Annotated in this window: 22 protein-coding genes and 1 tRNA gene; 12 read left to right on the top strand and 11 right to left on the bottom strand. The window is 67.1% G+C overall.

Annotation, left to right across the window (positions count from 1 at the left end; translation table 11 throughout):
• Positions 1 to 21: 21 nt before the first annotated feature.
• From trhA to GVY41_RS06315, 4 genes are all read right to left on the bottom strand, one after another.
• On the bottom strand, positions 22 to 717 hold the full coding sequence (gene trhA, locus GVY41_RS06330; protein WP_161344296.1) for a PAQR family membrane homeostasis protein TrhA: 696 nt from the start codon (positions 715 to 717) through the stop codon (positions 22 to 24).
• A gap of 65 nt (positions 718 to 782) precedes the next feature.
• Entirely contained in the window at positions 783 to 1,427 is a 645-nt protein-coding gene (locus GVY41_RS06325) for an exopolysaccharide biosynthesis protein (protein WP_161344298.1), read from the bottom strand.
• 213 nt (positions 1,428 to 1,640) lie between these two features.
• Positions 1,641 to 1,847, bottom strand: coding sequence for a cold-shock protein (locus GVY41_RS06320; protein WP_066814430.1), 207 nt, complete (start codon positions 1,845 to 1,847; stop codon positions 1,641 to 1,643).
• A 236-nt stretch (positions 1,848 to 2,083) separates the two neighbouring features.
• Positions 2,084 to 2,167, bottom strand: a tRNA-Leu gene (locus GVY41_RS06315).
• 321 nt (positions 2,168 to 2,488) lie between these two features.
• Here GVY41_RS06315 and GVY41_RS06310 point away from each other — a divergent pair.
• Positions 2,489 to 3,685 (top strand): META domain-containing protein, encoded by a 1,197-nt coding sequence (locus tag GVY41_RS06310; protein ID WP_161344300.1) that lies wholly within the window; start codon positions 2,489 to 2,491, stop codon positions 3,683 to 3,685.
• Here the strand turns inward: GVY41_RS06310 and GVY41_RS06305 are convergent.
• Positions 3,682 to 4,149, bottom strand: a complete 468-nt coding sequence (locus GVY41_RS06305) for an Lrp/AsnC ligand binding domain-containing protein (protein ID WP_161344302.1) — start codon at positions 4,147 to 4,149, stop codon at positions 3,682 to 3,684. The genes GVY41_RS06310 and GVY41_RS06305 overlap by 4 nt on opposite strands.
• A 132-nt stretch (positions 4,150 to 4,281) precedes the next feature.
• On the opposite strand from GVY41_RS06305, the gene putA reads away from it, so the two are divergent.
• The 5 genes from putA (at position 4,282) to GVY41_RS06280 (ending at position 10,952) form a co-directional block, all read left to right on the top strand.
• Positions 4,282 to 7,728 (top strand): bifunctional proline dehydrogenase/L-glutamate gamma-semialdehyde dehydrogenase PutA, encoded by a 3,447-nt coding sequence (gene putA, locus GVY41_RS06300; protein WP_161344304.1) that lies wholly within the window; start codon positions 4,282 to 4,284, stop codon positions 7,726 to 7,728.
• Between the two features lie 171 nt (positions 7,729 to 7,899).
• On the top strand, positions 7,900 to 9,006 hold the full coding sequence (locus GVY41_RS06295; protein ID WP_161344306.1) for a ParA family protein: 1,107 nt from the start codon (positions 7,900 to 7,902) through the stop codon (positions 9,004 to 9,006).
• Positions 9,006 to 9,674, top strand: a complete 669-nt coding sequence (locus GVY41_RS06290; RefSeq protein ID WP_161344308.1) for a RelA/SpoT domain-containing protein — start codon at positions 9,006 to 9,008, stop codon at positions 9,672 to 9,674. Before GVY41_RS06295 ends, GVY41_RS06290 begins: the two co-directional genes overlap by 1 nt.
• Positions 9,675 to 9,822: 148 nt before the next feature.
• The gene (locus tag GVY41_RS06285) at positions 9,823 to 10,563 is read left to right on the top strand and encodes a rhomboid family intramembrane serine protease (protein ID WP_161344310.1); all 741 of its coding nucleotides are present in this window, start codon (positions 9,823 to 9,825) and stop codon (positions 10,561 to 10,563) included.
• Positions 10,560 to 10,952 carry a GFA family protein gene (locus GVY41_RS06280; protein WP_161344312.1) on the top strand — a complete coding sequence of 131 codons (393 nt, stop codon included), beginning with the start codon at positions 10,560 to 10,562 and terminating at the stop codon, positions 10,950 to 10,952. The genes GVY41_RS06285 and GVY41_RS06280 overlap by 4 nt, the downstream gene beginning before the upstream one ends.
• On the opposite strand, the gene GVY41_RS06275 is transcribed toward GVY41_RS06280, so the two are convergent.
• The 3 genes from GVY41_RS06275 to GVY41_RS06265 all read right to left on the bottom strand — a co-directional run bounded on the left by GVY41_RS06275 (position 10,949) and on the right by GVY41_RS06265 (position 14,164).
• The gene (locus tag GVY41_RS06275) at positions 10,949 to 11,740 is read right to left on the bottom strand and encodes an inositol monophosphatase family protein (protein ID WP_161344314.1); all 792 of its coding nucleotides are present in this window, start codon (positions 11,738 to 11,740) and stop codon (positions 10,949 to 10,951) included. The two genes, GVY41_RS06280 and GVY41_RS06275, sit on opposite strands and share 4 nt — an antisense overlap.
• A 70-nt stretch (positions 11,741 to 11,810) precedes the next feature.
• Entirely contained in the window at positions 11,811 to 13,031 is a 1,221-nt protein-coding gene (locus GVY41_RS06270; RefSeq protein ID WP_161344316.1) for an MFS transporter, read from the bottom strand.
• A gap of 227 nt (positions 13,032 to 13,258) precedes the next feature.
• Positions 13,259 to 14,164 (bottom strand): LysR family transcriptional regulator, encoded by a 906-nt coding sequence (locus GVY41_RS06265; RefSeq protein WP_161344318.1) that lies wholly within the window; start codon positions 14,162 to 14,164, stop codon positions 13,259 to 13,261.
• A gap of 93 nt (positions 14,165 to 14,257) precedes the next feature.
• On the opposite strand from GVY41_RS06265, the gene metF reads away from it, so the two are divergent.
• Together metF and GVY41_RS06255 are read left to right on the top strand one after the other, a co-directional pair.
• Positions 14,258 to 15,124 carry a methylenetetrahydrofolate reductase [NAD(P)H] gene (gene metF, locus GVY41_RS06260; RefSeq protein ID WP_161344320.1) on the top strand — a complete coding sequence of 289 codons (867 nt, stop codon included), beginning with the start codon at positions 14,258 to 14,260 and terminating at the stop codon, positions 15,122 to 15,124.
• A 352-nt stretch (positions 15,125 to 15,476) separates the two neighbouring features.
• Positions 15,477 to 15,950, top strand: coding sequence for a PaaI family thioesterase (locus GVY41_RS06255; protein WP_161344322.1), 474 nt, complete (start codon positions 15,477 to 15,479; stop codon positions 15,948 to 15,950).
• Here the strand turns inward: GVY41_RS06255 and GVY41_RS06250 are convergent.
• Positions 15,947 to 17,038, bottom strand: coding sequence for a DUF2235 domain-containing protein (locus tag GVY41_RS06250; protein WP_161344324.1), 1,092 nt, complete (start codon positions 17,036 to 17,038; stop codon positions 15,947 to 15,949). The genes GVY41_RS06255 and GVY41_RS06250 overlap by 4 nt on opposite strands.
• Positions 17,039 to 17,258: 220 nt before the next feature.
• The gene (locus tag GVY41_RS06245) at positions 17,259 to 18,401 is read right to left on the bottom strand and encodes a type III PLP-dependent enzyme (protein ID WP_161344326.1); all 1,143 of its coding nucleotides are present in this window, start codon (positions 18,399 to 18,401) and stop codon (positions 17,259 to 17,261) included.
• A gap of 228 nt (positions 18,402 to 18,629) precedes the next feature.
• Here GVY41_RS06245 and GVY41_RS06240 point away from each other — a divergent pair, with 228 nt between their 5' ends.
• From GVY41_RS06240 to GVY41_RS06230, 3 genes are all read left to right on the top strand, one after another.
• Complete coding sequence (locus tag GVY41_RS06240) at positions 18,630 to 19,061, top strand: Lrp/AsnC family transcriptional regulator (protein ID WP_161344328.1); 432 nt, start codon at positions 18,630 to 18,632, stop codon at positions 19,059 to 19,061.
• A 106-nt stretch (positions 19,062 to 19,167) separates the two neighbouring features.
• Entirely contained in the window at positions 19,168 to 19,401 is a 234-nt protein-coding gene (locus tag GVY41_RS06235; RefSeq protein ID WP_161344330.1) for a hypothetical protein, read from the top strand.
• Positions 19,402 to 19,490: 89 nt separating this feature from the next.
• Positions 19,491 to 22,586, top strand: a complete 3,096-nt coding sequence (locus GVY41_RS06230) for a valine--tRNA ligase (protein ID WP_161344341.1) — start codon at positions 19,491 to 19,493, stop codon at positions 22,584 to 22,586.
• A gap of 18 nt (positions 22,587 to 22,604) precedes the next feature.
• Here the strand turns inward: GVY41_RS06230 and GVY41_RS06225 are convergent, their stop codons facing one another.
• Entirely contained in the window at positions 22,605 to 24,233 is a 1,629-nt protein-coding gene (locus GVY41_RS06225; RefSeq protein ID WP_161344819.1) for an MFS transporter, read from the bottom strand.
• A 276-nt stretch (positions 24,234 to 24,509) separates the two neighbouring features.
• On the opposite strand from GVY41_RS06225, the gene GVY41_RS06220 reads away from it, so the two are divergent.
• Positions 24,510 to 25,640 (top strand): pyridoxal phosphate-dependent aminotransferase, encoded by a 1,131-nt coding sequence (locus GVY41_RS06220; protein ID WP_161344343.1) that lies wholly within the window; start codon positions 24,510 to 24,512, stop codon positions 25,638 to 25,640.
• Positions 25,641 to 25,655: the final 15 nt, after the last annotated feature.

Genomic DNA, 25,655 nt, shown 5'->3' with positions numbered 1-25,655 from the left:
ACGTGACCAGGTGTCGGCGGCCTATGCCGCCGGCACCAAAACATGAAGTGTAACGGCGGCGTAGAACACCACGCTCGCCACCAGCACGAAGCCATGCCAGATCGTGTTGTGGAACGGCAGACCTTCATAAAGGTAGAACGCGACCCCGACCGTATAGATCAGCCCGCCAATCACGATCAGCATCAGCACCGCCGGCGACACCGTGGCGAACACGCCCCAGCCCGCGACCACCCCGACCCAGCCCATGCCCAGATACAGCGACAGCGCCAGCCAGCGGAACCGCTCGGGTGACACCATCTTCAGCCCGGTCCCCGCCACCGCCGCCCCCCACAGCCCGGCCAGCAGGTAGCCCTGCCCGCCCGCCAGCAGCGTGAACGGCGTATAGGTGCCGGCAATCTTCAGGTAGATCGCGGAATGGTCCAGCCGGCGCAGCACCCGCGTCCAGCTGCCCTGCGGCACCATGTTGTAAAGCGCCGAGAACAGGATCATCGCCACCAGCGTCACCCCGTAGATCGAGGTCGCCACAACCGCCGTCGCATCGCCGCGCAGCACCACCGTCAGCGCCACCAGCACCGGCACTGCCATCAGCGCGGCGGTGAGGCCGGACACATGCATGACAGCATCGCTCAGCCGCTCGGCACGGCTGTAGCCATCGCGCACGAAGGCGGCACGGCGGGGGCGGGCCCCGCCCGCGAGATCAGAGGAATTCAGGGTCATCCGTCCATCCTAGCGCAGATCGCCGGGCGCCGGTATGGCCTCGCCCCTCAAACCCGCGTGAAACCTCAGCCGCCGAAAACGGCGCCAAGCCCCTGCCCGGCGCGCACCGCCAGCAGCGCCAGCACCACGAAATACCCGATGGTCAGCCCGATGAAGCCATAGCCGGCCAGCACCATCACGCCGTCGCGCTGCATCATCCCCATCGCCAGCAGCAGCACCGCAATCGCCGGCAGGGTGTTGGAAAAGGGCACCAGCCCCAGCGGCGCCATCAGCAAGATCCCCGCCAGCATCAGCATCAGCCCGTTGAAGCGCGACACGACCCCGGCCCGGGTCAGCCCGGTCAGCCGCGGGCGCACGAAACGCTCAACCTTGCCGACCAGATCCAGCCCGCGCCCGAGCGCCGCCCGCAACTTTTCCGACGGCATTTCCCGGTCCAGCACCCGCCGCGGCAGCCAGGGCAGCCGGTTCAGCGTGATCGCCAGCGCCGCCAGCACGATGGCCGCGCCGAACACCGTGCTGACGCCCGGGATCGACACCGGCAGCAGGAAGGGCAGCGAGGCGATGCCGCACAAAAGCAGCAGCCCCTGCTCGCCAATCGCCTCGATCAACCGTCGCAGGGTGATGGTCTCGCCACCGATCCCGTCAATGGTCGCGCGCAAGGAGGCGCTGAACGAGGTGGTGGTGTCGTGGAAATCTTCCTGGCTGCTCATGGTCGCGCCTGTCCTGGTTGGGCGGCGCATCAAAGCCGCAGTCGCGCGCAGTGTGCCATGCTGCACTGCCGCATGGCAACCTCGCATCGCCCGCGCTGGCGCGCCTCCGCCTGCCGGACATGCAAACGGGGAGGGCATGTGCCCTCCCCGTTCAGATTTGCTGGCATCGTGGGCCGGGGCCCGACCGCTGCCTGCGCCAAGCGATCGTGTCGCTTAGGCCAGCGCGAGGTTGGTCGCGGATTCGCGGCCGTCGCGGCCGGTCTCGATGTCGAAGGTCACTTTCTGACCGTCATTCAGCTGACGGATGCCCGCACGCTCGACCGCCGAGATATGGACGAAAATGTCCTTTTTCCCGCCGTCCGGGGCGATGAAGCCGAAACCCTTGGTGGTGTTGAACCATTTCACGCTGCCGGTGGCCATCGTGATGTCTCCTTCACATATGCCGCCCGCACCATTGCGACGGCCCGGCTCTGTCAGTTCAAAATCGATAGGACTGCAGCCGATGAAGCGAGACAGGGATCGATAGAGATAACGTAGCCGCCCCAATATGGGCCCGGTCCGGCCCAAAAGCAACTGATTTCAGAACGGTCGGCGCCGCCCTGCCGGGCCGCTTCGACCAGTGTGGGCACGGCTTTCCGGGCTTGGATGAAGGCAGCTGGTGCCCGCGGCCGGACTCGAACCGGCAAGGCCAGGGCCGAGGGATTTTAAGTCCCCTGTGTCTACCGTTCCACCACGCGGGCCGCCAGAGCCGGCAGCAGATCCCGGCTCTGGCGCGGACCATAGCGGGGGGGAATGCCGAAGGGAAGATGGGGGAAAGTCGGCACGGCTGCATCACGGGCCTTGGCGAAGGCCATCGCCTTCGCCACGCGGTGACATTGCGTCTTGCACCGGACGGGCCCCCAAAGGGCCCGGCCAGCGCCCGCCCGAACAAAGCAGGTCGAACTCGGAAATGGCTTCGGACAGGACACTCCAGTTCAAAATACGACCCAGCCCCCCGCTGGCCTCCGCCCCCAACCCGCGCTATGCCTGCGACATCCTGCCTCGCACCCAAGAGCCCGCCCATGCGCCTAGCCCTCGTCCTCGCCGCCCTGCTCGCCGCCTCGCCGGCCCTCGCCGAGCGCCTGCTGACCGGCAGCGCCAGTTATCCGCAGCGCATCGCCCTGCCGGAAGGCGCCGACCTGGCGCTGGACCTGACCGATGCCAGCGGCGCGCTGGTGGCCGAGCTGCGCCAGCCGCTGCAGGGCGCGCAGGTGCCGCTGCCCTTCACCCTGACCGCGCCCGACGATGCCCTGACCCTGCAGGCGGCGGTGCTGGTCGGCGGCGCGCCGATGTGGGTCAGCGAGACACTGGCCATCCCTGCTGGCACCGACCCCACCGATCTTGGCATCCTGCGCCTGCGCCCGCATCGGCCGATGGGCTTTGCCACCCGCTTCCGCTGCGGCGAGGCGGGGCTGGAGCTTGGCTATACCGCCGAGGGCGCCCGCCTGCGGATCGGCGCCACCTATTTCGACCTTGCGGCGGGCGAGCCCGGCACCTTCACCGACGCCGCCGACCCCGGCACCTTCGCCACCGTTCAGGGCAACACCCTGAATGTCAGCCTGCGCGGCACGCCGCTGCCCGCCTGCCACCCAGAGCTTCCGGGGTTTGCCCCGTTCCGCGCCACCGGCACCGAACCGGGCTGGAGCCTCGTCATCGAGGCGGGCACCGTCACCTATACCGGCGATTATGGCGCCGTGACCCTGACCGGCGATCTGCCCGCGCCGGAGGCCAGCAGCGGTCCCAACCGGCGTTACGTGCTGGCAGAGGGCCTTGCTTTCAGCGTCGTGGACCAGCTTTGCCGCGACGCTGCCACCGGGATGCCCTTCCCCGCCACGGTCGCTGTCGAAACCGCCGATGCCGTGCTGCCCGGCTGCGGCGGCGATCCCGCTGCGCTGCTGGCGGGCGTCACATGGCAGGTCGAGGATATCGGCGGCCGCGGCATCCCCGACAATGCCGCCGCCATGCTGACCTTCCTGCCGCTTGGCCGGGTTGCGGGCCGCACCGGCTGCAACACATTCACCGGCGGTGCCGAACTGACGGGCGAGGGCCTGCGCTTCGGCCCCGCCGCGCTGACCCGCATGGCCTGCCCCCCGGCGCTGACGCGGATGGAGGCGGATTTCCTGTCGGCCCTGCAGGAAACCGACCGCTTCGACTTCACCCCCGATGGTGCGCTGCAGCTGATCGGCGGCGACCGGGTGCTGCTGACGGCCCGGTTTTAAGCAAGTCCCACCTCCTTCACCGTCTCCATCGCCACATAGGTCGAGGTCGAGGCGACATGCGGCAGCGTCGAGATCCGCTCTGCCATCACCCGGCGATAGTCCGAGATATTGCCGGTCCGCACCTTCAGCAGGTAGTCGAACCCGCCCGCGATCATGTGGCACTCCTCGATTTCCGGCACCCCGCGCACCGCACGGTTGAAGCCCTGCAACGCCGCCTCCCGCGTGTCCGACAGCCGCACCTCGACAAAGGCGACATGCGCCAGCCCCATGCGGATCGGGTTCAGCAGCGCCCGGTAGCCGGCGATATAGCCCGCCTGCTCCAGCCGTTTCACCCGCGCCTGCACCGGGGATTTTGTCAGCCCGACGCGCCGCGCCAGTTCGGCATGGGCGATGCGGCCATCCGCCGCCAGTTCGCGCAGAATCGCGGTGTCGAAACGGTCGAGGGCGGGAAGGTCATTGGGCATGTCAAACTCTCATAAATCAGGCGATCCGCCTGCGTCTTAGTCGTCTACAGGCGAACCACCTTCAGATTTGCCGGTAGAATGCCGCGATTGCAAGCCTCCCCCCATCCCCCTCTCGCTCCACAGGATCCCCCCATGCAGGACATCTGGCACCGCCTCGACTCTGGCACCCTCGCAGCCGAGGGGCCGCTGCTGGCGGGGCTGATCGCCAGCGCCGGGCTGGACGGCGCCACCCGCGCCCGCATCGCTGCCCGTGGCGCGGATCTGGTCCGCGCCATCCGCGCCGATGCCCGCCCGGGGCTGATGGAGGTGTTCCTGGCCGAATATGGCCTGTCGACCGACGAAGGCATCGCGCTGATGTGCTTGGCCGAGGCGCTGCTGCGCGTGCCCGATGCCGGCACGATGGATGCGCTGATCGAGGACAAGATCGCGCCGTCGGACTGGTCGCGCCACCTTGGCGGCTCTGCCTCCACCCTCGTCAACGCCTCGACCTGGGCGCTGATGCTGACCGGCAAGGTTCTGGATGAGCGGGAGCCGGGCGTCACCGGCCACCTGCGCGCCGCGATCCGCCGCGTGGGGGAGCCGGTAATCCGCGCCGCCGTCGCCCGCGCGATGAAAGAGATGGGCCGGCAGTTCGTGCTGGGGGAAAGCATCAAATCGGCGATGACCCGCGCCGAAAAGCTGGAGGAGCAGGGCTACACCTACAGCTACGACATGCTGGGCGAGGCCGCAAAAACCGGCGAGGATGCGACGCGCTATGCCAAAAGCTACGCCGCCGCCATCGCCGCCATTGCGGGCGCCTGCACGACTGGCGACGTGCGCAGCAATCCCGGCATCTCGGTCAAGCTCTCGGCCCTGCATCCGCGCTATGAGGTTGCGCAGGAACATCGCGTCATGGCCGAACTGGTGCCGGTGGTGCAGGCGCTGGCCCGCGACGCCGCCCGCGCCGGCATGGGCTTCAACATCGACGCCGAGGAAGCCGACCGCCTGACCCTGTCGCTGAAGGTGATCGAGGCGGTGCTGGCCGATCCCGAACTGGCCGGCTGGGACGGCTTCGGCGTCGTCGTGCAGGCTTACGGCCGCCGCGCCGGGGCCACGCTGGACTGGCTCAACGCGCTGGCCGTGAAATACGACCGGCGCATCATGGTGCGGCTGGTCAAGGGCGCCTATTGGGATGCCGAGGTGAAGCGCGCGCAGGTTCTGGGCCTGACCGATTTCCCGGTCTTCACCCGCAAGCAGGCCACCGATGTCAGCTATATCGCCAATGCCGCCAAGCTCTTGGCGATGACAGACCGCATCTATCCGCAATTCGCCACCCACAACGCCCATACCGTTGCCGCGATCCTCGAGATGGCCGCCGACCCCGCCGCCTTTGAGTTCCAGCGCCTGCATGGCATGGGCGAGCGTCTGCATGACATCGTCCACCGCGCCGAGGGCACCCGCTGCCGCATCTACGCCCCCGTCGGCGCCCACCGCGACCTGCTGGCCTACCTTGTGCGGCGGTTGCTGGAGAACGGCGCCAACTCTTCCTTCGTTCACCAGATCGTCGATGCCGAGGTGCCGCCCGAAACCGTCGCCGCCTGCCCCTTTGCCGCCATCGAGGCGCTGCTGCCCGAGGCCGCCAACCCCGCGATCCGCCCCGGCCCCGCCCTGTTCGCGGATCGCGCCAACAGCCGCGGCTTCGACCTGACCGACGCCGCCACCCTCGCCGCCATCGAAGCCGCCCGCACGCCCTTCCTTGACACCGCGCCGCAGGCCGCCCCGCTGATCGCCGGCCCCCTCGCCGCCACCGCTCCCCAGCCGCTCCACAACCCCGCCACCGGCGCGCTCATCGGCCATGCCGCCCTCGCCACAAAGGCAGATGCCGAAACCGCCCTCGCCGCCGCCGCCGCGTGGGACGCCCCCGCCGCAGAACGCGCCGAAATCCTGACCCGCGCCGCGGGCCTCTACGAGGATCACTTCGGCGAAATCTTCGCCCTTCTCGCCCGCGAGGCCGGCAAGACCCTGCCCGACGCCGTCGCCGAACTGCGCGAGGCGGTGGACTTCCTGCGCTACTACGCCGCCCAGGGCGCAACCCTCACCGCCCCCGCCCGCGGCACCATCACCTGCATCAGCCCGTGGAACTTCCCGCTCGCCATCTTCACCGGCCAGATCGCCGCCGCCCTCGCCGCCGGCAACGCCGTGCTGGCCAAACCGGCCGAGCAGACGCCGCTGATCGCCCACCTTGCCACCCGCCTCCTGCACCAGGCTGGCGTGCCGCGCACCGCCCTGCAGCTCCTCCCCGGCCCCGGCGCCAGCATCGGCGCCGCCCTCACCGCCGACCCGCGCATCCACGGCACCGTCTTCACCGGCTCCACCGCCACCGCGCAAGCCATCCGCACTGCCATGGCGAAAGCCACCGCCCCCGGCACGCCCCTCATTGCCGAAACCGGCGGCCTCAACGCCATGATCGTCGACTCCACCGCCCTGCCCGAACAGGCGGTGCGCGACATCGTCGCCTCGGCCTTCCAGTCGGCGGGCCAGCGCTGCTCGGCCCTGCGCTGCCTCTACGTGCAGGAAGACATCGCCGCCCCCCTCCTCCACATGCTGGCGGGAGCCATGGACGAGCTGGTCCTGGGCGACCCCTGGCACCTCGCCACCGATATCGGCCCGGTCATCGACACCGATGCGCTGGACAAGATCCGCGCCCATGTCGCCAAGGCCCGCAGCGATGGCCGCCTCATCAAGGAACTCGTCCCCCCCGCCACAGGCACCTTCGCCGCCCCCGCGATCCTGCGCATCGGCGGCATCGAGGACATGGCAGAGGAGATCTTCGGCCCCATCCTCCACGTCGCCACCTTCCGCGCGACCGACCTGCAAAAGGTCGTCGCCGCCATCAACGCCAGCGGCTACGGCCTCACCTTCGGCATCCACAGCCGCATCGACGGGCGCGTGCAGGAGGTGACGGCGGCGCTGCAGGTCGGCAACCTCTATGTCAACCGCAACCAGATCGGCGCCGTGGTCGGCAGCCAGCCCTTTGGCGGCGAGGGGATGTCGGGCACCGGGCCCAAGGCCGGCGGGCCGGACTACCTGCCCCGCTTCACCGCCGCGCCGCGGATCGAGGTGGCGGCCGAGCCCGAGATGAATTTGGTCGCCCCCGAAGCCGAGCCCGCCCTGCAAGCCCGCCTGACCGCCGCCGCCGCCCCGGCTGCCGCGGTCGAGACCCACGCCCTCCCCGGCCCCACCGGCGAGTCCAACCGCCTCTCGCTCCACCCCCGCGCCCCCCTGCTCTGCGCCGGCCCGGGGCCCGAGGCCGCCGCCGCCCAGGCCGCCGCCATCCGCGCCCTCGGCGGCACGGCGGTCGAGGCCCCCGGCACCCTCCCCGAGGCCCTGACCCGGCTGCAAGGCTTCTCCGGCGTGCTCTACTGGGGCCCCGATGCGCAGGCCCGGACGATGACGGAAGCCCTCGCCACCCGCCCCGGCCCGATCCTGCCGCTGATTACCAGCGCCCCCGACCGGGCCCATGCGCTGCTGGAGCGGCATGTGTGCATCGACACGACAGCCTCGGGGGGGAACGCGGAGTTGCTGGTGCAGGCGGGGTGAGGGTGCAACGCAGGCCCCTTCCAAAGTGCTTTTTTGGGCATGAGCCAAACATTTAACTGGCGCGACCCAAGATCACCTTGAAAGCCTCAGCAACTTGGGCAAAAGTTCAGCAGTGAAGTAGTCAAACGACGCTCGACACATCAATAAAACACCACCAGATCGAGGGTTTACATGAAGATTTTGACCGTCTTTAATAACAAGGGTGGCGTCGGGAAAACTACACTCACCTATCACATGGCTCACGCCTTGGCCGAAATAGGTCAGAGAGTGTTGATGATCGATCTCGATCCTCAGTGCAATCTGACTGTCTACTCTTTAAACGAAGGCGTGATTGCAGATATTTGGCTTCCAGAAGATCCATTCATCGATGACTTCAAGACCGCCCGTGAAAAAAGCACGGACAACGCCTTTAGAAACCTAATCTCCAATCCGAGATCAATCCACTTCTCACTCAAGCCCATTGAGGATGGGACGGAGGAGTTGAAATCTCTTCCGCCACCCATTACCCTTAAACGCAATCTTGACCTAATCCCCGGACGGCTCACACTACACACCTTCGAATCTAAGGTTGCGGAAAGGTTCAGCAGCGTCTATTCTGGAGATCCACTTGCAATCCGCACCGCGACGAGTGTTCGCGCGATGGCCGAGGACTACTCTAAAAGTCACGGCTACGACATTGTCATAATAGACACATCACCATCCCTGGGCGCACTCAACAGAAACATTCTCAGCCAAGCAGACGCATTCATTATCCCAGGCAATCCTGATTTATTTTCAGTGTATGGAATACGCAACATTGGGGCCGCGCTCTCACTATGGAAGCGGCAGTACGAAAGCATATTTGCACTCCTCTCTGACGCCAAACGCCACAGCTTCGCCGGCCAATTCGTGCAGTTTCTTGGGTTCACGCTTTACAACGCAAAGCGACTGCAAGGCTCAAAAACCACAAATGATATGGGAATTGCGCAGGCGCACTACAATTACGCAAAGCAAATACCGGATATCATATTCTCAGCCATACCTCCCGGTCAAATGGCCAAAATTTCAGAAAGCAGACTGAGGGAGAGCATTGGAGGAGGCTCGGTAATTCACGGGCATAACACGTTGCCAAGCATGGCACAAAAGTACCATCTACCGATGTGGAGCCTACCTTCTAGCGATCTTCTGGATTCCGAAGATGCCTCCACCATCAGAGGTAATCGAAAGATATACGAAGCCACCCAAGCTTCGTACCAGAAATTTGCAAGTGATGTTGTTGACCGCCTGAGGGCAGTGTAATGACCGATGAGCAGTGGCTGGAATTTTTAAGGGCTTATACCGAAGGAATAGACGATACTGAAATTTTCATGGATGGCATCCATCGTTTCTTTTCGAGTCATCCCAGCGTTCAAGTGAACCGCATTCGCGTAATTCATTCTATTAAGAAGAGGCTAAAGGACAGGGACAGCCTCAGGAAAAAGATCGACAGAAAGAACGAGGAAGGAAGGGGAATAACGCCAGAGAATCTGTTCACTACAGTGACGGATTTGGCGGGTGTGCGCCTGCTCCTTATCTTTCAAGGTGACTTCTCAGTAATTGACGCGGCAATCCGCGCAAAAGTTGCCGCCGGAGATTGGGCTCTGAACGAGACCCCCAAAGCGTTTACTTGGGACCCAGAAGCGTCTCGTTTTTTTGCTGGTTTTGATCTTGAAGTGGTACAAAGAGACACCAGTTATACGAGCGTTCATTACCTAATCAAACCCAGACCCGACGCGTTGGCTTGCTGTGAACTCCAAGTAAGGACCCTTTTCGAGGAAATTTGGGGCGAAATAGATCATCGCATAAACTACCCCGATCCGACAGACGACATTGCTTGCAAAGAGCAACTCATGGTGCTCTCGAAAATCGTTGGCGCCGGAAGCCGCCTTGCCGATTCGATCCAGAGGACACTCCCCAAGGAGAAATAGACCCCAGATAGTGGTCGCTGCGGGTGAAACGATGCGACGGCCAAGCCACCCCTCCCCCCACCCATACGCCTCCCATATCCTTTCCATACGCTTTCCAGCCCCCCTCCCCGACCTTGACGCGGCCCTCCGGACTCGCCACCCTCCCGCCATGTTCCCGATCCGAGACCACAACCCCTCGCGCCATCCGGCCTACGTCACCTGGGCGCTGATCGCGGTGAACGGGACGGTGTTCCTGCAATCCTGGCCGCTGTTTTCCGACGAGGCGGCGCTGCTGGCCTATTGGTCCGACTGGGCGCTGGTCCCCGGATTCATCGCCGAGGGCTATGGCTGGTCCGGCCTCGTGACCTCGATGTTCCTGCATGGCGGGTTGATGCATCTGGCCGGTAACATGCTGTTTCTATGGATATTCGGCGACAATCTGGAAGACGAGATGGGCCATGCCCGCTTCCTCGGCTTCTACCTCGCCTGCGGCATCGCGGCCGGGCTGGCGCATCTGCTGGCCGACCCCTACAGCTACATCCCCACCGTCGGCGCGTCCGGAGCCATCGCCGGGGTGATGGGCGGGTACCTGCTGATGTTCCCCCGCGCCCGCGTCGATGTGCTGGTGATTTTCATCATCTTCTTCAGGGTCTTCCCTGTCCCCGCCTGGGTCATGCTCGGCCTCTGGTTCACCCTGCAGCTCTTCAACGGCACCGCCACCGACCCCGCCACCGGCGGCGTCGCCTACTGGGCCCATGCCGGCGGTTTCGTCGCCGGCCTCGCGCTGGCCCTGCCGCTCTGGCTGCGCCGCGGCGGCCCCCGCTTCTGGTCGCGCACCCGGGGCCTGCCGCCGCACCCCGGCACCGCCTACGCCCCCTCCCGCATCCCAACCGTCAGGCGCCGCAGATGACCCTTCCGCAGATCCGTCCGAACCACCCCGCCAGCTGCCATTGCGGAGCCATCCAGTTCACGGTGACGCTGGTGCCGGAGGGGCTGGCAACCGCCCGCCGCTGCGATTGCTCCTTCTGCCGCCGCCGCGGTGCCATCGCCGTGACCGCGCCGCTGGATGGGGTGAAGATATTGACAGGGCATGACAAACTGACGCTCTACCAGTTCGGCACCAACACCGCGCAGCACCATTTCTGCGCGGTCTGCGGCATCTACATCTACCACCGCCGCCGGTCCAACCCCAATGAGCTGGGGGTGAACGTGGCCTGCCTCGAAGGCCTGAACCCCCGCGATCTGGGCGATGTGGAATGGAGCGACGGGATCAACCACCCGTCGGATGCGCGGCCTTAGGCAGGCTCGCGCAGGATCTTGCACAGCGGCTCATACAGCTCGCCATTGCCGGCGATGATAGAGCCGGATTCGAGCATGTCGCGCCCCTCGCGCACCGGGCCGACAAAGCCGCCCGCTTCCTTGACCAGCAGCAGCCCCGCCGCCATGTCCCAGGAGTTCAGCCCGCGCTCCCAATAGCCATCGTAGCGGCCCGCCGCCACATAGGCGAGGTCCAGCGCCGCCGCGCCCCAGCGGCGCACCCCGGCGCAGACCGGCATCAGGCGGGCCAGATCCTGCAGCGTGGCGGGCAGGGTCGGACGGCCGCCGAAGGGCACGCCGGTGGCAAAGATCGCCTCGATCATGTGCCGGCGCCCCGAAACCCGGATCCGGCTTTCGTTCATCCAGGCGCCCTGGCCCTTCTCGGCCCGGTACATCTCGTCCTTGGCCGGATCGAAGACCACGGCCGACACGATCTCGCCCTTGTGCTCCAGCGCGATCGACACGCACCAATGCGGCAGCCCGTGCAGGAAGTTGGTGGTGCCGTCCAAGGGGTCGACCAGCCAGCGCCGGGTCGGATCCTCGCCCGCCTCCTCGCCGGTCTCCTCGCCGACCCAGCCATAGGAGGGGCGCGCGCCGCGCAGCTCTTCCTTGATGATCCGCTCCGCCTCGCGGTCGGCCTTGGTGACGAAGTCGCCCGGCCCCTTGGCCGAGACCTGCAGGTTCTCGACCTCGCGGAAGTCCTTCACCAGGCTGCGGCCTGCCTTGCGGGCGGCCTTGATCATCAGGTTGAGATTTGCGCTGCCCTGCATGCCGGAAGGCTCCTTTGTTCAAGCGCGGTCCTATACAAGCCGGCGCGGCGAAAGGAAAGGGGCCTCTGCCTTATCCCGCCCGCACAAAGGCACTGCGCCGCGGCAGCAGGATGGTCATCACCCCAAGCGCCGGCAGGCCCGAGCAGATCAGGTAGACGAAGCGGATGCCATGGCTGTCGGCCAGCACCCCCAGCACCGCGGCGGCAATGCCGCCCATGCCGAAGGCGAAGCCAAAGAAGATCCCCGCCACCATCCCCACCCGGCCCGGCACCAGCTCCTGCGCGAACACCACGATGGCGGAAAAGGCCGAGGCGAGGATCAGCCCGATGAAGATCGACAGAACACCGCTGCCGACCAGCCCGACATGCGGCAGCGCCAGCGTGAAGGGCAGCACGCCGAGGATCGACACCCAGATCACCGGCATCGGCCCGAACCGGTCGGCAGCCGGGCCGCCGAGGATCGTGCCCGCTGCAGCGGCGCCCAGGAACAGGAACAGCATCAGCTGCGATTGCTGGGTCCCCAGCCCGAAACTCTCGATCAGGTAGAAGGTGTAATAGCTCGAGATGCTGGCCATGTAGATGTTCTTGGTGAAGGTCAGGAAGGCCAGCACCACCAGCGCCACGATCACCGTCTTGCGCGGCAGGGGCAGCGTGCGGTCGGCCGCGCGCCGGCTTGCCGCCGCCAGCGTGCGCCCGTACCAGCGCCCGACGCGGCCCAGGATGATCATCCCGGCAGCCGCAAGCACGCAAAACAGCGCCACGCTCGGCCGGCCAAGCGGCACCACGATGAACGCCGCCAGCAGCGGCCCCAGCGAGGTTCCGAAATTGCCACCTACCTGAAACACCGATTGCGCCATCCCGAACCGCCCGCCCGAGGCCATCCGCGCCACGCGCGAGGATTCCGGGTGGAAGATCGCCGAGCCGATCCCGATCAGCGCCGCGCCGCAGATCAGCAGCGGGTAGCTGGGCGCGAAGGCCAGCAGCAAGAGGCCGCAGAACGTCAATGCCATTGCCACCGGCAGCGACCAGGGCTGCGGATGCTTGTCGGTGTAGATGCCGATGGCCGGCTGCAGCAGGGATGCCGTCACCTGAAACGCCATCGTCAGCAGCCCGATCTGCCAGTAATCCAGCGCGAAGTCTTCCTTCAGCATCGGATAGAGCGCCGCCAGCAACGACTGCATGATGTCGTTGAGCATGTGGCACAGGCTGATCGCCAGCAGGATCGGGAATACCGTGGCCCCCGCCGCGCCGGGCTGCGGCAAGGGGGGAGCAGAGGGGGAAGCAGCAGTCATGGGATCTCTCGCGGTTCGCGGCGCCCGCAAGGCTTAGACCTCCGCGCCACCCCCGTCACCCGCGCAATTGTACCCGTCACAGCCGGCCAGGCCCCGCTCGGCGCGCCCCTCCCCTTTGCCTTTTCCAAATATCCTCGGGGGGCGCGGGGGGCAGAAGGCCCCCCGCTTCTGGTCAATGGCGCGGGGCAGACGGCCCCCCGGCGCCGGCCACAAGCACACCTGCCGGGTCACCCCCGCTGCAGCTTCAACGGCTCCGTCCGCGCCAGCCGCAGCACATGCGCCATGAACGGCAGCGGCGCATCCACCGCCCGCGTCGCCGCATAGAGCCGCTTGGTCAGCCCGGCCTCCGTCACCTTCCGCGTCACATAATCCGGCTGATACTTCGCCTCGCGCAGCACCCAGTCTGGCAGCACCGCCACCCCGCGGTTCGACGCGACCAGCATCAGGATCACCGCCGTCAGCTCCACCTGCCGCACCGCCCGCGGCTCCACCTTCGCGGGGGTCAGCAGTTGCGCGAACACGTCCAGCCGGCCGCGGTCGACGGGATAGGTGATCAGCGTCTGGTCGCGGAAATCCTCGGCGACCACGAAAGGCTTTTCGGCCAAGGGGTTCTGGGCCGAAGCTATGAAAGTGGGTGAATAGTCGAACAGCGGGTGGAACACCGCCCCCGGCAGATCCTCGGGGTCCGACGAGATCACCAGATCCACCTCTTCCCGCATCAGCGCCGGCAGCGCGCCGAAGGCGAGGCCGGGGCGGATATCGACATCCACCTCGGGCCAGGCGCGGCGGAACTGTTCAAGCACCGGGAACAGCCAGTCGAAGCAGGCATGGCATTCGATGGCGATGTGCAGCCGCCCGGCCCGGCCGGAGCGGAGCCCGCGGAATTCCTCCTCCAGCGCCTCGATCTCGGGCAGGATCCGCTCGGCGGCGCGCAGCATCCGCAGCCCGGCCGCCGACAGCTTCAAGGGCTTGGAGCGGCGCACGAACAGCTCCACCCCCGCCTGCTCCTCGATGCCCTTCACCTGATGGCTGAGGGCCGACTGGGTGATGTTCAGCGTGTCGGCGGCCCGGGCCAGCCCGCCGGTGTCATGGATCGCCTTCAGCGAGCGGAGGTGGCGAAGTTCAAGGTGCATATTGCAATCAAACTCATGTTGATCATTAGGATTATGAATTTGTCTCACTTTGGCGTTCGTGGCACAAGGGGGGCAACAAGAGGATTCCGCACCATGACCACGCCGCGTATCTCGTTCGAATTTTTCCCGCCGCAATCGCTCGACGCCTCGTTCCGGCTGTGGGAGACGGTGCAGGTGCTGGCACCGCTGAAACCGTCTTTCGTTTCGGTGACTTACGGGGCCGGCGGCACCACCCGCAAGCTGACGCATGAGGCGGTGACGACCATCGGCAAGAATTACGGCCTGAACGTCGCCGCGCACCTGACCTGCGTCGATGCCACCCGCGCCGAGACGCTGGAGATCGCGCAATCCTATGCCGATGCCGGCGTGACGGAAATCGTCGCCCTGCGCGGCGACGCGCCCAAGGGTCAGGCCCGCTTCACCCCGCATCCCGAAGGCTTCGCCGATTCGGTGGAGCTGATCGCGGCGCTGGCGGAGACCGGCCGCTTCACCCTGCGCGTCGGCGCCTATCCCGAGCCGCATCCCGAGGCGGCGAACACCGCCGCCGATGTCGCCTGGCTCAAGCGCAAGATCGACGCCGGCGCCAGCAGCGCCGTCACCCAGTTCTTCTTCGAGGCAGAGACCTTCCTGCGCTTCCGCGACGCCTGCGCCGCCGCCGGCATCAATGCCCCGATCATCCCCGGCATCCTGCCGATCGAGAACTGGGATGGTACCAGGCGCTTCGCCGCCCGCTGCGGCACGCAGGTGCCGGCCTGGCTCGACGAGGCCTTCGGCGCCGCCAAGCGCGACGGCCGCGAGGCGCTGCTGTCCACCGCGATCTGCACAGAGCTTTGCGACACGCTGCTGCGCGAGGGGGTAGAGGACCTGCACTTCTATACGCTGAACCGCCCGCAACTGACCCGCGACGTCTGCCACGCGCTTGGGGTGGTGCCGGAGGTGAGCCTGGAGAAGGTGGCGTGAGAAAATAGGCGCACGGGGCGCTCCGCTGGCCCCCTTTTCCGGCTTTGATCCGATGTGATCGGGCGGAAAAAGGCGAGGCACCGCCTCGCCCCGCCCGTGCGGGACCTATCGCCTGGAGCCGCTGGCATCCCGAGACCGAATGAGGACAGCGCCGACCTGGCGGGCGAGAAGCGCCCGCCAGCGGCGGGGCGGGCGCTGGCCGGGCCTTTGAGGCCCGTCCGGTGCCAATTGACCCGGCACGGCGCGGCGAAGGCAATGGCCTTCGCCAAGGACATCGAAGCGACTGAGCTGGACAGAGCTGGACCCCGCCCCCACCCTGCGGCATCCTGAACTCCCCCGACCGGAGAGATGAATGGCGACCGAAGACCCCCCATCCGCCCGCCCCCTGCTCGCCGACATGTCCGGCATCGACCTTCTGCGCGCCATGACGCGGGGCGACGCCGACGCGGCACCGATGGCCGCCACCACCAACATCCGGCTCGATACCGTCGAGCCGGGCCGCGTCAGTTTTCGCGGCACAGCCGAACCTCGCCACTGCAACCCTTTCGGCGCGGTGCATGGCGGCTGGTTCGGGGTGCTGCTCGACAGTGCGCTTGGCTGCGCGGTGCTGAGCCTGGTGCCGCAGGGCCGCTGGTACACCACGCTCGACTATGGCGTGAACCTGACCCGGGCGCTGGCCTCCGGGACCGAGGTGATCTGCACCGCAGAAGTGATGCACTCCGGCCGCACCACCGCCGTCGCCCGCGGCGAGATCCGCGGCGCCCGGGATGGCAAACTTTACGCCACCGGCCAGACCACCTGCCTGATCATGGACCTTAAGGGCTAATGCGCCATCGGCGTCACCCCGCCCGGCAGCCGCAACCGGCGGGCGCGGGGCGACAGCTGCGCGGTCGGGTGCAGCCGCTCTGACGGATCGCTGCCCACCCGGCGCGGGCCGCGTAGCATGAACATCTTGCCGATCCCGCGCCAGCAGCCGACGCTGGGGGCCTCGGCATCCACATCGAAGCGGGAGCGCCACCCCTCGGGCAGCAGCAGGCCGCAGCGTTCCGCCTCGCCCAGCATCCACACCAGCGGGATGTTCGACAGGGGCCGCGCCTTGTGAAATCCGCCCAGTTGGCCGCCAATATCGCCATGGGCGCCGCGGAACCACACCTGCTCCACCCGGCCCGTCCAGCCCTCGGGGCAGTCCCACATCACCGGCTCGAACACCGCGCGGGTTTCATCCAGCGCCAGCGCGTGAAAGCCGTGCCGGATCGCCGGGCCAAGCCGGTGGTTGTGAAAGGCGTGCTGCGGTTCTGTCAGCATCCACAGCAACGGCAGCCGCAGCCCCAGCGCCTTGACCGTATCGAAGGCGCCAACCATCTCGATCTCGGCCGAGGCGTGGCAATAGAGGCTGGCGAAGGTCCGCGACGCAGGGCTGTCGCCGGGCAATTCGTAGTGGCGGAAGGCCTGGCGGATATTGCGCTCTGTCGCCTCGTCATGGCGCAGCAGCCCGACCTGGTCGATGACCCCGGCCAGCGAGCGCACGGCATAGGCACCGCGGGAATAGCCGATCAGGAAGATCCGGTCACCCGGGCGGTAGCGGGTGGCAAGCCAGCCATAGGCGCGGCGGATCTGCCGGTCGATGCCGCGCCCCAGCGCCACATCGCCGACATGCCGCCAGCTGCGCCATTGCACGCCGGCCTCGTAATAGACCATCTGCCGGGCGGGATCGCGCGGCATGTCGCGCAGCAGCTTCCAGATCAGGCCGACATTCGTCTCATCCCCCGTCTCGAGCGAGGACATGGTGCCGTCGAGCAGGATCACATGGTCATAGCGGGGACGGATCGGGCCCGACGGTGCCGCGGGGCCCGTGCTTTCGACGCGCGGACCAAGCCCGAAGAGGTTGAGAAGCCCGTCACGAAGCCATTTCACCTTGACCCTTCGCCTCCATCATCCGCGCCGCAGTTCCAGCAAGGATGGCACAAGGGTGCCGACCCTGCCGCGGTCCATCAAGGATATAGTCGCGGAAGATGGTGTAGGTTCGGTGCCTGCGCGCACAAATCTGGGGCAAATGCGGAGGGTGCCGCGCGGCAGCGAACATGACAAAGGCGGGCGACTACGCGCCCGCCTCTCTGGTCTTGCAGTGCCTTGCTCAGCGCAGGGTCAGCGTCGTCGCCAGCAGCACGTCGCCAAACCCGTTGAAGCGGGTGTTGGTGGCGGTGGAATAGGCGCCCATGCCGTGGAACACGAGGTAGTCGCCTTCTTGCAGGTCGCAGGGCAGCGACAGCTCGCCCGGCAGACGGTCCACCGAATCGCAGGTGGGGCCGAAGACGATGCGCTCGCGCGTGATACCGTCGCGCTTCTGGCCCTCGGTCGAGATCACCTCGGTGCGGTCGATCACGCCGATCATCGGCAGCTCGGTCAGCGCGCCATAGACGCCATCGTTGATGAACACATGCGTATCATCGCGCACCGCCTTGACCTTAGCCGCCAGCGTGAAGGCATCGGCCACCAGCCCGCGCCCCGGCTCGCAGATCAGCGCGGGGCGGTCGGCACCAAACGCCTCGGTCGCCACGCGGTCGATCAGCGCGAAGGTGGCTTCCAGCTGCGGCGTCACCTCGTTCAGCCGGTGCGACGGGAAGCCGCCGCCGACGTTCAGCCGCACGGCCTTGACGCCGGCCTGCGCACAGATCTCGGCGCCCGCACGGATATACGCATCCCAGGCCATCGGATCGGTGCATTGCGTGCCCGGGTGGAAGGTCAGCGACGGCACGAAACCGGCTTCCGCGACCTTTGCCAGCAGCTCCGCCGCAACCTCGACCGTGGCGCCGAACTTGGCACCGAAGTTGTAGGCAGCGCCGGCGACCGGCAGCTTGTAGCGCACCGAAATCTCGCAGCCCGCGGCCGGGACCATCTCGATCAGCTTGGCCAGCTCGGAATGGCTGTCCACCGACCAGGATTTCACATCTGCGCCCACCGCATGGGCAATCTCGGCCCGCGCGCGCACCGGGTTGTTGTAGTGCAGCGCCGCGGTCGGCGCGAGCCGGCGGATCATGTCGATCTCATGCGGCGAGGCGACGTCGAAGCCGCGGATCCCGGCGGCAACGAGGTTCTGCACCACCATCTCATCGGGGTTGGACTTGACCGCATAGGTCACCAGCCCGGGAAAGCCCGCGATGAAGCGCCGCGCGGTCGCTTGCAGGACCGTCGGAGCGAAGAACATGACCGGATTTTCCGGCTTTTGTGCGCGAAGCAGTTCGGACGGATTCGCCCAGATCGTTTTCGAGAGCCCCATCAGCGTGTGCCTTTCTGTGCCAACAGAGCGCAGCCTTCCCCTGCCCTGGAATACCAGTTCGGGACGCTTACGCGTTCAACCAAACCAGGCCAGGTGCGTATGAGCCGCCCTTTTCCTGAAAACGAAGTCTGCGCGATATGGGGCACAGTTTCACCGATCAAAAGAGTAGATTTGTTGTGCATGGTCGTTACAATTCCACATCGTTCGGTCAAAGTGAAGGATGGACCCATGGATGACCTCGATCGCAGCATTCTGGGGCTGCTCAGCGCCGATGCGCGGATTTCTGTGGCGACGCTGGCGCGGCGGCTGAAGGTCGCACGCTCGACCATCCAGGCGCGGCTGGAGCGGCTGGAGACTTCCGGCATCATCGCCGGATACACCGTCAAGCTGGGCGAGGCCGCGCGGCAGGGCCGGATTCGCGCCACCGTGCTGCTGACGATCGAGCCGCGCGCGCAGCCGGCGATCCTGACCCGGCTGAAGGCGATCCCCGAGATCGAGCGGGTCCACACCACCTCTGGCCGGGTCGATCTGCTGCTGCAGATCGCCGCGCCCTCGACCGCGGTTCTGGATGCGGTGCTGGACCAGATCGGCGAGATGAGCGGCGTGAAATCCTCGGAGAGCCTGATCCATCTTTCAACAAAAATGGACCGAGCCGTCTGATTGTTTTCGCAAGGGAACCCTATTCACCACAATTCCGTTACTTTTGCAGACCTCCCTGCAAGACTTTGCAGAGGTTATCCGTCACGATGGTGTGGGGAGAATCATCATGAAGGTCATTGAGGCGGAACCGTCTTCTGCAGAGAAGCGCGTCGACCTGTCGCCTCCGCTCTGCGGCCGGCGCGGGGCGGCAGACAGCAACGCATCCCGCGCGCGCAGGCAGACCCACGAGGAGCAAGACGCGCCCTCGGGGTGGTGGCTGGTGCCCGCGGTGATCGGTGGCCTCCTGTTCTGGGTCTGGCTGATCCGGCTGGTGGTCGGCTGGGTCGCGGACCTGTTCTGACGGCGAAGCGGCGCAGCTGCGGCTCTGGCCTTTCCCTTGCGGCGATGGACGGCTAAACACCACGTCAAGTTATACGGGGGGTGCAGCCGATGCCGATGGAAAAGACGTTCAACGCCGCCGAGGCCGAGCCGCGGCTTTATGCCGAATGGGAACGGGTGGGTGCCTTCCGCGCCGGGGCCAATGCCAAGCCCAATGCAGACCCGTTCTGCATCATGATCCCGCCGCCGAACGTCACCGGCAGCCTGCATATGGGCCATGCCTTCAACAACACCCTGCAGGACATCCTTGTCCGCTGGCACCGGATGCGCGGCTTCGACACCCTCTGGCAGCCCGGGCAGGACCATGCCGGCATCGCGACGCAAATGGTGGTGGAACGCGAGCTGGCGAAATCCCAGCAGCCCGGCCGCCGCGAAATGGGCCGCGAGGCGTTCCTCGACAAGGTCTGGGAGTGGAAAGAGCAGTCCGGCGGCACCATCATCAACCAGCTCAAGCGCCTTGGCGCGTCCTGCGACTGGGACCGCAACGCCTTCACCATGGACGCGCATTTCCAGCAGGCCGTCATCAAAGTCTTCGTGGACCTCTACCACAAGGGCCTGATCTACCGCGGCAAGCGGCTGGTGAACTGGGACCCGCATTTCGAAACCGCCATCTCGGACCTCGAGGTCGAGAATACCGAGGTCGCGGGCCATATGTGGCACTTCAAGTATCCGCTCGCGGGCGGCGAGACCTATGAGTACGTCGAACGCGACGCCGAGGGCGAAGTGACCCTGCGCGAAGTGCGCGACTACATTTCCATCGCCACAACCCGGCCCGAGACCATGCTGGGTGACGGCGCCGTGGCGGTGCATCCCTCCGATGCGCGCTATGCGCCCATCGTCGGCAAGCTCTGCGAGATCCCGGTGGGGCCCAAGGAACACCGCCGCCTGATCCCGATCATCACCGACGAGTATCCCGACGCCGCCTTCGGCTCGGGCGCGGTCAAGATCACCGGCGCGCATGATTTCAACGACTATGGCGTCGCCAAGCGCAACGGCATCCCCTGCTACCGGCTGATGGACACACGCGCCACGCTGCGCGCCGACGGCGCCCCCTATGCCGAAGAGGCCGCGAAGGCGCAGGCCATCGTCGAGGGAAAGGCCTTCACCGAGGCGGAAATCGACGCGATCAACCTTGTCCCTGATGCCTATCGCGGGCTCGACCGTTTCGAGGCGCGCAAGGCCGTGGTTGCCGACATCACTGCCGAGGGCCTTGCGGTCATGGTGCCCGTCACCACCCCCGATCCCGAAACCGGCGAGCCGGTGACCAGCCATGTGCCCTACGTGGAAAACAAGCCGATCATGCAGCCCTTCGGCGACCGCTCGAAAGTGGTCATCGAACCGATGCTGACCGACCAGTGGTTCGTCGATACCGCCAAGATCGTGCAGCCCGCCATCGACGCGGTGCGCGACGGCCGCACCGTGATCCTGCCCGAACAGCATGAGAAGGTGTATTTCCACTGGCTGGAGAACATCGAGCCCTGGTGCATCAGCCGCCAGCTGTGGTGGGGCCACCAGATCCCGGTCTGGTACGGGCTCGACCTGTTCCAGACCGGCTTTGCCGATGATGAGGGCGACAATGCGCTGGACGAGGTGGAGATCTTCCGCCTGCTGAACGAGGGCGCCTTCAACCACGGCGATCCGCGCCACCATTGCGCTGCCGATCTGGACGCCGTCTGCGAAGCGTTCAAGGCCTACCTCGCCGCCCTGCCCGCCCCCCTCCACGCCGCCCGCGTGGTCGAGGTCGCCGACCAGCACGCCGCCATCGAAGCGCTTGCCACCTGCCTTGCCGAATACAACCTCAGCCAGGACCCGACGCATCTGGTCTACCCGGTCTGGCGCGATCCCGATGTGCTCGACACCTGGTTCTCCTCCGGCCTCTGGCCCATCGGCACGCTTGGCTGGCCCACCGACACGCCCGAGCTGGAGCGCTACTTCCCCACCTCGACCCTCATCACCGGCTTTGACATCATCTTCTTCTGGGTCGCCCGGATGATGATGATGCAGCTGGCCGTGGTGGATCAGGTGCCGTTCCGCACCGTCTATGTCCATGCCCTCGTCCGCGACGAGAAGGGCAAGAAGATGTCCAAATCGCTCGGCAACGTGCTCGACCCGCTGGAGCTGATCGACGAATATGGCGCCGATGCGGTGCGCTTTACCGTCACCGCGATGGCGGCGATGGGGCGCGACCTGAAGCTGTCGACCGCGCGCATCGCCGGCTACCGGAACTTCACCACCAAGATCTGGAACGCCACCCGCTTTGCAGAGATGAACGGCGTGTTCATCGGCCCGCGCCCGACAGGCATCCCGCAGCCCAGGCATACCGTGAACCGCTGGATCATCGGCGAAACCGCCCGTGTGCGCGAGGCGGTGGACGAGGCACTGGCCGGCTACCGCTTCAACGACGCTGCCAACGCGCTCTATGCCTTCGTCTGGGGCAAGGTCTGCGACTGGTATGTGGAATTTGCCAAGCCGCTGTTCGATGGCGAGGATGCCGAGGAAACCCGCGACACGATGGCCTGGGTGCTGGACCAGTGCTATATCCTGTGCCACCCGATCATGCCCTTCCTGACCGAAGAGCTGTGGGAGCTGACCGCCCCCCCCATCGGCCGCGCCAAGCCGCTGGTCCATGCCGACTGGCCGACCTACCGCGCCTCGGGCCTGCTGGACCCGGCCGCCGACCGCGAGATGACCTGGGTCATCTCGCTGATCGAGGAAATCCGCTCGGCCCGCAGCCAGATGCATGTGCCGGTGGGCCTCAGGCTGCCGATGGTACTGGTGGAGGCCGATGGCGCCGCCCGCACGGCATGGCAGCGCAATGAATCGCTGATCCAGCGCCTCGCCCGCATCGACAGCCTGACCGAGGCCGCAGCCCCCAAGGGCGCGATCACCATCGCCGCCGAGGGCGCGACCTTCGCCCTGCCGCTGGATGGGGTGATCGACGTGGCCGAGGAACAGGCCCGCCTGACCAAGGCGCTGGAGAAGCTGGAGAAAGACCTGAACGGCCTGCGCAGCCGGCTCGACAACCCCAAATTCGTCGCCAGCGCCCCCGAGGAGATCGTCGAGGAGAACCGCGAGAAACTGGCGCTTGGCGATGAGGAGGCCGGCAAGATCCGCACCGCCCTCGCCCGCCTCGCCGACATGGGCTGACGGCACAGCCGCCCGGCATCAATGGTGGATATCGGGCGGCGGCTTCAGCGCCATATCGTCATAGAGCGGCACGGTCTGCCGTTCGATCAACCGGTGCACGCGCGGCCGCTCGGGCCCGCGATGCAGCGCCAAAAGCACCTCATAGCTGTCAAGGTCGGCCTTGGTGCGGCGTTCGTTGTGGCGCAGGTAGTCCACCCAGGTCGGCACGTGATAGGACTCGGTCCAGCTCTCCGGATCTTCCAGATCGCGCAGCAGCGCCCATTGCCGCGCGCCGTCGCGGATGCGGACCCGGCGGCGGATCTGCATCGCAGCCAGGAAGGCATCGGTATCCTCCGGCGCAATGCGGTAGTCGACCATCACCATGATCGGCCCGCTGCGGCCCCGTAGGTCCAGCCGCAGCTCGGGCTCGCGGAACCGCCCCAAAGGGTCGAGGTCCAGCGCCCCGAACTCCGCCAGCGGCAGCCAGCGCCCCGCCGCGGCCCCCAGCAGCAGCAGGGCCGAGGCCGCCAGCAGCGCCTGATCCGGCCCGCGCGCGTCGGCCAGCAGGCCCCAGCACCAGCTGCCCGCCGCCATGCCGCCGAAGACCGATGTCTGGTAGAAGGACAGCGCCCGCCCTACCACCCAGCGGGGCGTCGACAGCTGCACCGACACGTTGAACAGCGACAAGGCCAGCACCCAGCAGGCCCCCGCCACCATCAGCGCCGCACCGGCAACCACCAGATGCGGCGCAAAGGCCAGCCCCGCCACCCCCAGCGCAAAGCCGAAGAAGGCCCCGACCACCACCTTCTCATTGTCGAACCGCGCACGGATCTTGCTGTTCGCCGCCACCCCGCCGATCGCGCCGAGGCCAAAGAACCCCAGCAGCATCCCATAGGTCAGCGCCGTGCCCCCCAGCATGTCGCGCGCCACCGTCGGCAGCAGCGCCAGCACCGAGGAGGCGGCGAACCCGAACAAGGCCGAGCGGCCCATCACCCGCATCAGGTTGGGCGACATCGACACGTAACGCAAACCTGCCCCCAGCGCCTGCCCCAGAGGCTCGCGCGGCAGCCGCGCCGGCTGCCTCTCGGGCTGCCAGCGGATCAGCGACCAGATCGTCGGCAGATAGCTCAGCGCGTTTACGCCAAACGCCGCCGCCGCCCCCGCCAGCGCCACCAGCGCCCCGCCCAGCGCCGGCCCCACGCTGCGCATCAGGTTGAAGCCCATGCTGTTCAGGCTGACCGCGGCGGACAGGTCGCTCCGCGGCACGATATCGCCCATCGAGGCCTGCCAGGACGGGTTGTAGAGCGCGACGCCGCTGCCCAGCAGGAAGGTGAAGGCCAGCAGGCCCCAGGGCGAGAGCACCCCCAGCCACGCGGTCAGCGCCAGCGCCACCGACACCGTCAGCATGAACACCTGCGCCGCGATCAGGATGCGGCGGCGGTCGAAACTGTCGGCCAGCGCCCCCGCGACCAGCGAGAACACCATGATCGGCAGCGTGTTCGACGCCTGCACCAGCGCCACCATCCCGTGCGATGTGGTCAGCGAGGTCATCAGCCAGCCGGCGCCCACCGCCTGGATCAATCCGCCAAGGTTCGAGACTTGCGAGCTGACCCAGAGCCGGCGGAAGGTCGGGATGCCCAGCGGGGCAAAGGTCGGATGGCGTGCGATGGTCCTGCTCCTCGGGCGGCCGCGGCAAGCGGGGGCGGTGCGGCGGGCCAGTCCTCAATGCCCGGCGCGCCCGGATCGTTCCCTCCAGTTATCATGCCGAACCCGGCCCGGGTGCAACCCCTGCCGCCCGCCCCCTTGCCCTTTGCCTTTTGCAAATATCCTGCAGGGGGAGCCCGCAGGGCGTGGGGGACGCAAAGTCCCCCGGCGCCGGCCACGGGGGCCAACGCCCGCCATCCCCCTTGCCCGCCGCCGCGATTTCGGCTTCTGATGCCCGCCATGACCGCGCCCCGCCCCACACCGCCCCACCTCACTTCCCTTGTGGCCTCGCTGCCCGCCACCGTGCCCTTCGTCGGGCCCGAGACGCAGGAGCGCGCCCGCGGCCGCCGCTTCGCCGCCCGGCTTGGCGCGAATGAAAGCGTGTTCGGCCCCTCGCCCCGCGCCATCGAGGCGATGGCGGCCGCGGCGCGCGATGTGTGGATGTATGGCGACCCCGAAAATCACGACCTGCGCGCCGCGCTTGCCGCCCATCACGGCACCACGCCCGCGCATGTGATGGTCGGCGAGGGGATCGACGGCCTTCTGGGATACCTCGTGCGGATGCTGATCGCGCCGGGGGATGCCGTCGTCACCTCGGACGGCGCCTACCCCACCTTCAACTTCCATGTCGCGGGCTTCGGCGGCGCGCTCTACAAGGTGCCCTATCACGGCAACCATGAGGACCCGGGCGCGCTGCTGGCCCGCGCCGCAGAAACCGGGGCGCGGCTCCTCTACATCGCCAACCCCGACAACCCGATGGGCTCGCATCACCCCGCGACAACGCTGGAGCGGATGGTGGAGCGGCTGCCCGAGGGCTGCCTGATGGTGCTCGACGAGGCCTATGTGGAGCTGGCCCCCGAGGGCACCGCGCCCAGGATCGCGCCCGAGGATCCGAGGGTGATCCGGATGCGCACCTTCTCCAAGGGCTACGGCATGGCGGGCGCGCGGGTGGGCTATGCCATCGGCGCCGCGCCGTTGATCGCCGCCTTCGACCGGGTGCGCAACCATTTCGGGATGGGCCGCATCGCGCAGGCCGGCGCGCTGGCGGCGCTGCAGGATCAAGGCTGGCTGGCGGCAGTGCAGGCGCAGGTCGCCGCGGCCCGGGACGGCCTTGCCGCCATCGCCCGCCAGAACGGGCTGGTCCCCCTGCCCTCGGCCACCAACTTCGTCACCATGGATTGCGGCGCGGAGGGCAGGCTCGCCCGTGCGGTGCTGGCCGGGCTGATCGCCCGCGACATCTTCGTGCGCATGCCCTTTGTGGCCCCGCATGACCGCTGCATCCGCGTCAGCTGCGGCACCCCGGCCGATCTCGCCGCCTTCGAAGCCGCCCTGCCCGATGCCCTGGCCGAGGCGCAGGCGGCTTTGCGCTGAGGCTCACCCATTGGT

Source organism: Frigidibacter albus (assembly GCF_009908165.1).
Classification (GTDB): Bacteria; Pseudomonadota; Alphaproteobacteria; order Rhodobacterales; family Rhodobacteraceae; genus Frigidibacter; species Frigidibacter albus.
Note: the sequence above shows the minus strand (reverse complement) of the source record. Positions and strands in the feature narration are given on the sequence as shown.

Excerpts from the sequence above, each read along its gene's own strand:
- trhA (WP_161344296.1), bottom strand. The coding sequence starts at position 717 with ATGACCCTGAATTCCTCTGATCTCGCGGGCGGGGCCCGCCCCCGCCGT.
- GVY41_RS06325 (WP_161344298.1), bottom strand. The coding sequence starts at position 1,427 with ATGAGCAGCCAGGAAGATTTCCACGACACCACCACCTCGTTCAGCGCC.
- GVY41_RS06320 (WP_066814430.1), bottom strand. The coding sequence starts at position 1,847 with ATGGCCACCGGCAGCGTGAAATGGTTCAACACCACCAAGGGTTTCGGC.
- GVY41_RS06310 (WP_161344300.1), top strand. The coding sequence starts at position 2,489 with ATGCGCCTAGCCCTCGTCCTCGCCGCCCTGCTCGCCGCCTCGCCGGCC.
- GVY41_RS06305 (WP_161344302.1), bottom strand. The coding sequence starts at position 4,149 with ATGCCCAATGACCTTCCCGCCCTCGACCGTTTCGACACCGCGATTCTG.
- putA (WP_161344304.1), top strand. The coding sequence starts at position 4,282 with ATGCAGGACATCTGGCACCGCCTCGACTCTGGCACCCTCGCAGCCGAG.
- GVY41_RS06295 (WP_161344306.1), top strand. The coding sequence starts at position 7,900 with ATGAAGATTTTGACCGTCTTTAATAACAAGGGTGGCGTCGGGAAAACT.
- GVY41_RS06290 (WP_161344308.1), top strand. The coding sequence starts at position 9,006 with ATGACCGATGAGCAGTGGCTGGAATTTTTAAGGGCTTATACCGAAGGA.
- GVY41_RS06285 (WP_161344310.1), top strand. The coding sequence starts at position 9,823 with ATGTTCCCGATCCGAGACCACAACCCCTCGCGCCATCCGGCCTACGTC.
- GVY41_RS06280 (WP_161344312.1), top strand. The coding sequence starts at position 10,560 with ATGACCCTTCCGCAGATCCGTCCGAACCACCCCGCCAGCTGCCATTGC.
- GVY41_RS06275 (WP_161344314.1), bottom strand. The coding sequence starts at position 11,740 with ATGCAGGGCAGCGCAAATCTCAACCTGATGATCAAGGCCGCCCGCAAG.
- GVY41_RS06270 (WP_161344316.1), bottom strand. The coding sequence starts at position 13,031 with ATGACTGCTGCTTCCCCCTCTGCTCCCCCCTTGCCGCAGCCCGGCGCG.
- GVY41_RS06265 (WP_161344318.1), bottom strand. The coding sequence starts at position 14,164 with ATGCACCTTGAACTTCGCCACCTCCGCTCGCTGAAGGCGATCCATGAC.
- metF (WP_161344320.1), top strand. The coding sequence starts at position 14,258 with ATGACCACGCCGCGTATCTCGTTCGAATTTTTCCCGCCGCAATCGCTC.
- GVY41_RS06255 (WP_161344322.1), top strand. The coding sequence starts at position 15,477 with ATGGCGACCGAAGACCCCCCATCCGCCCGCCCCCTGCTCGCCGACATG.
- GVY41_RS06245 (WP_161344326.1), bottom strand. The coding sequence starts at position 18,401 with ATGGGGCTCTCGAAAACGATCTGGGCGAATCCGTCCGAACTGCTTCGC.
- GVY41_RS06240 (WP_161344328.1), top strand. The coding sequence starts at position 18,630 with ATGGATGACCTCGATCGCAGCATTCTGGGGCTGCTCAGCGCCGATGCG.
- GVY41_RS06235 (WP_161344330.1), top strand. The coding sequence starts at position 19,168 with ATGAAGGTCATTGAGGCGGAACCGTCTTCTGCAGAGAAGCGCGTCGAC.
- GVY41_RS06230 (WP_161344341.1), top strand. The coding sequence starts at position 19,491 with ATGCCGATGGAAAAGACGTTCAACGCCGCCGAGGCCGAGCCGCGGCTT.
- GVY41_RS06220 (WP_161344343.1), top strand. The coding sequence starts at position 24,510 with ATGACCGCGCCCCGCCCCACACCGCCCCACCTCACTTCCCTTGTGGCC.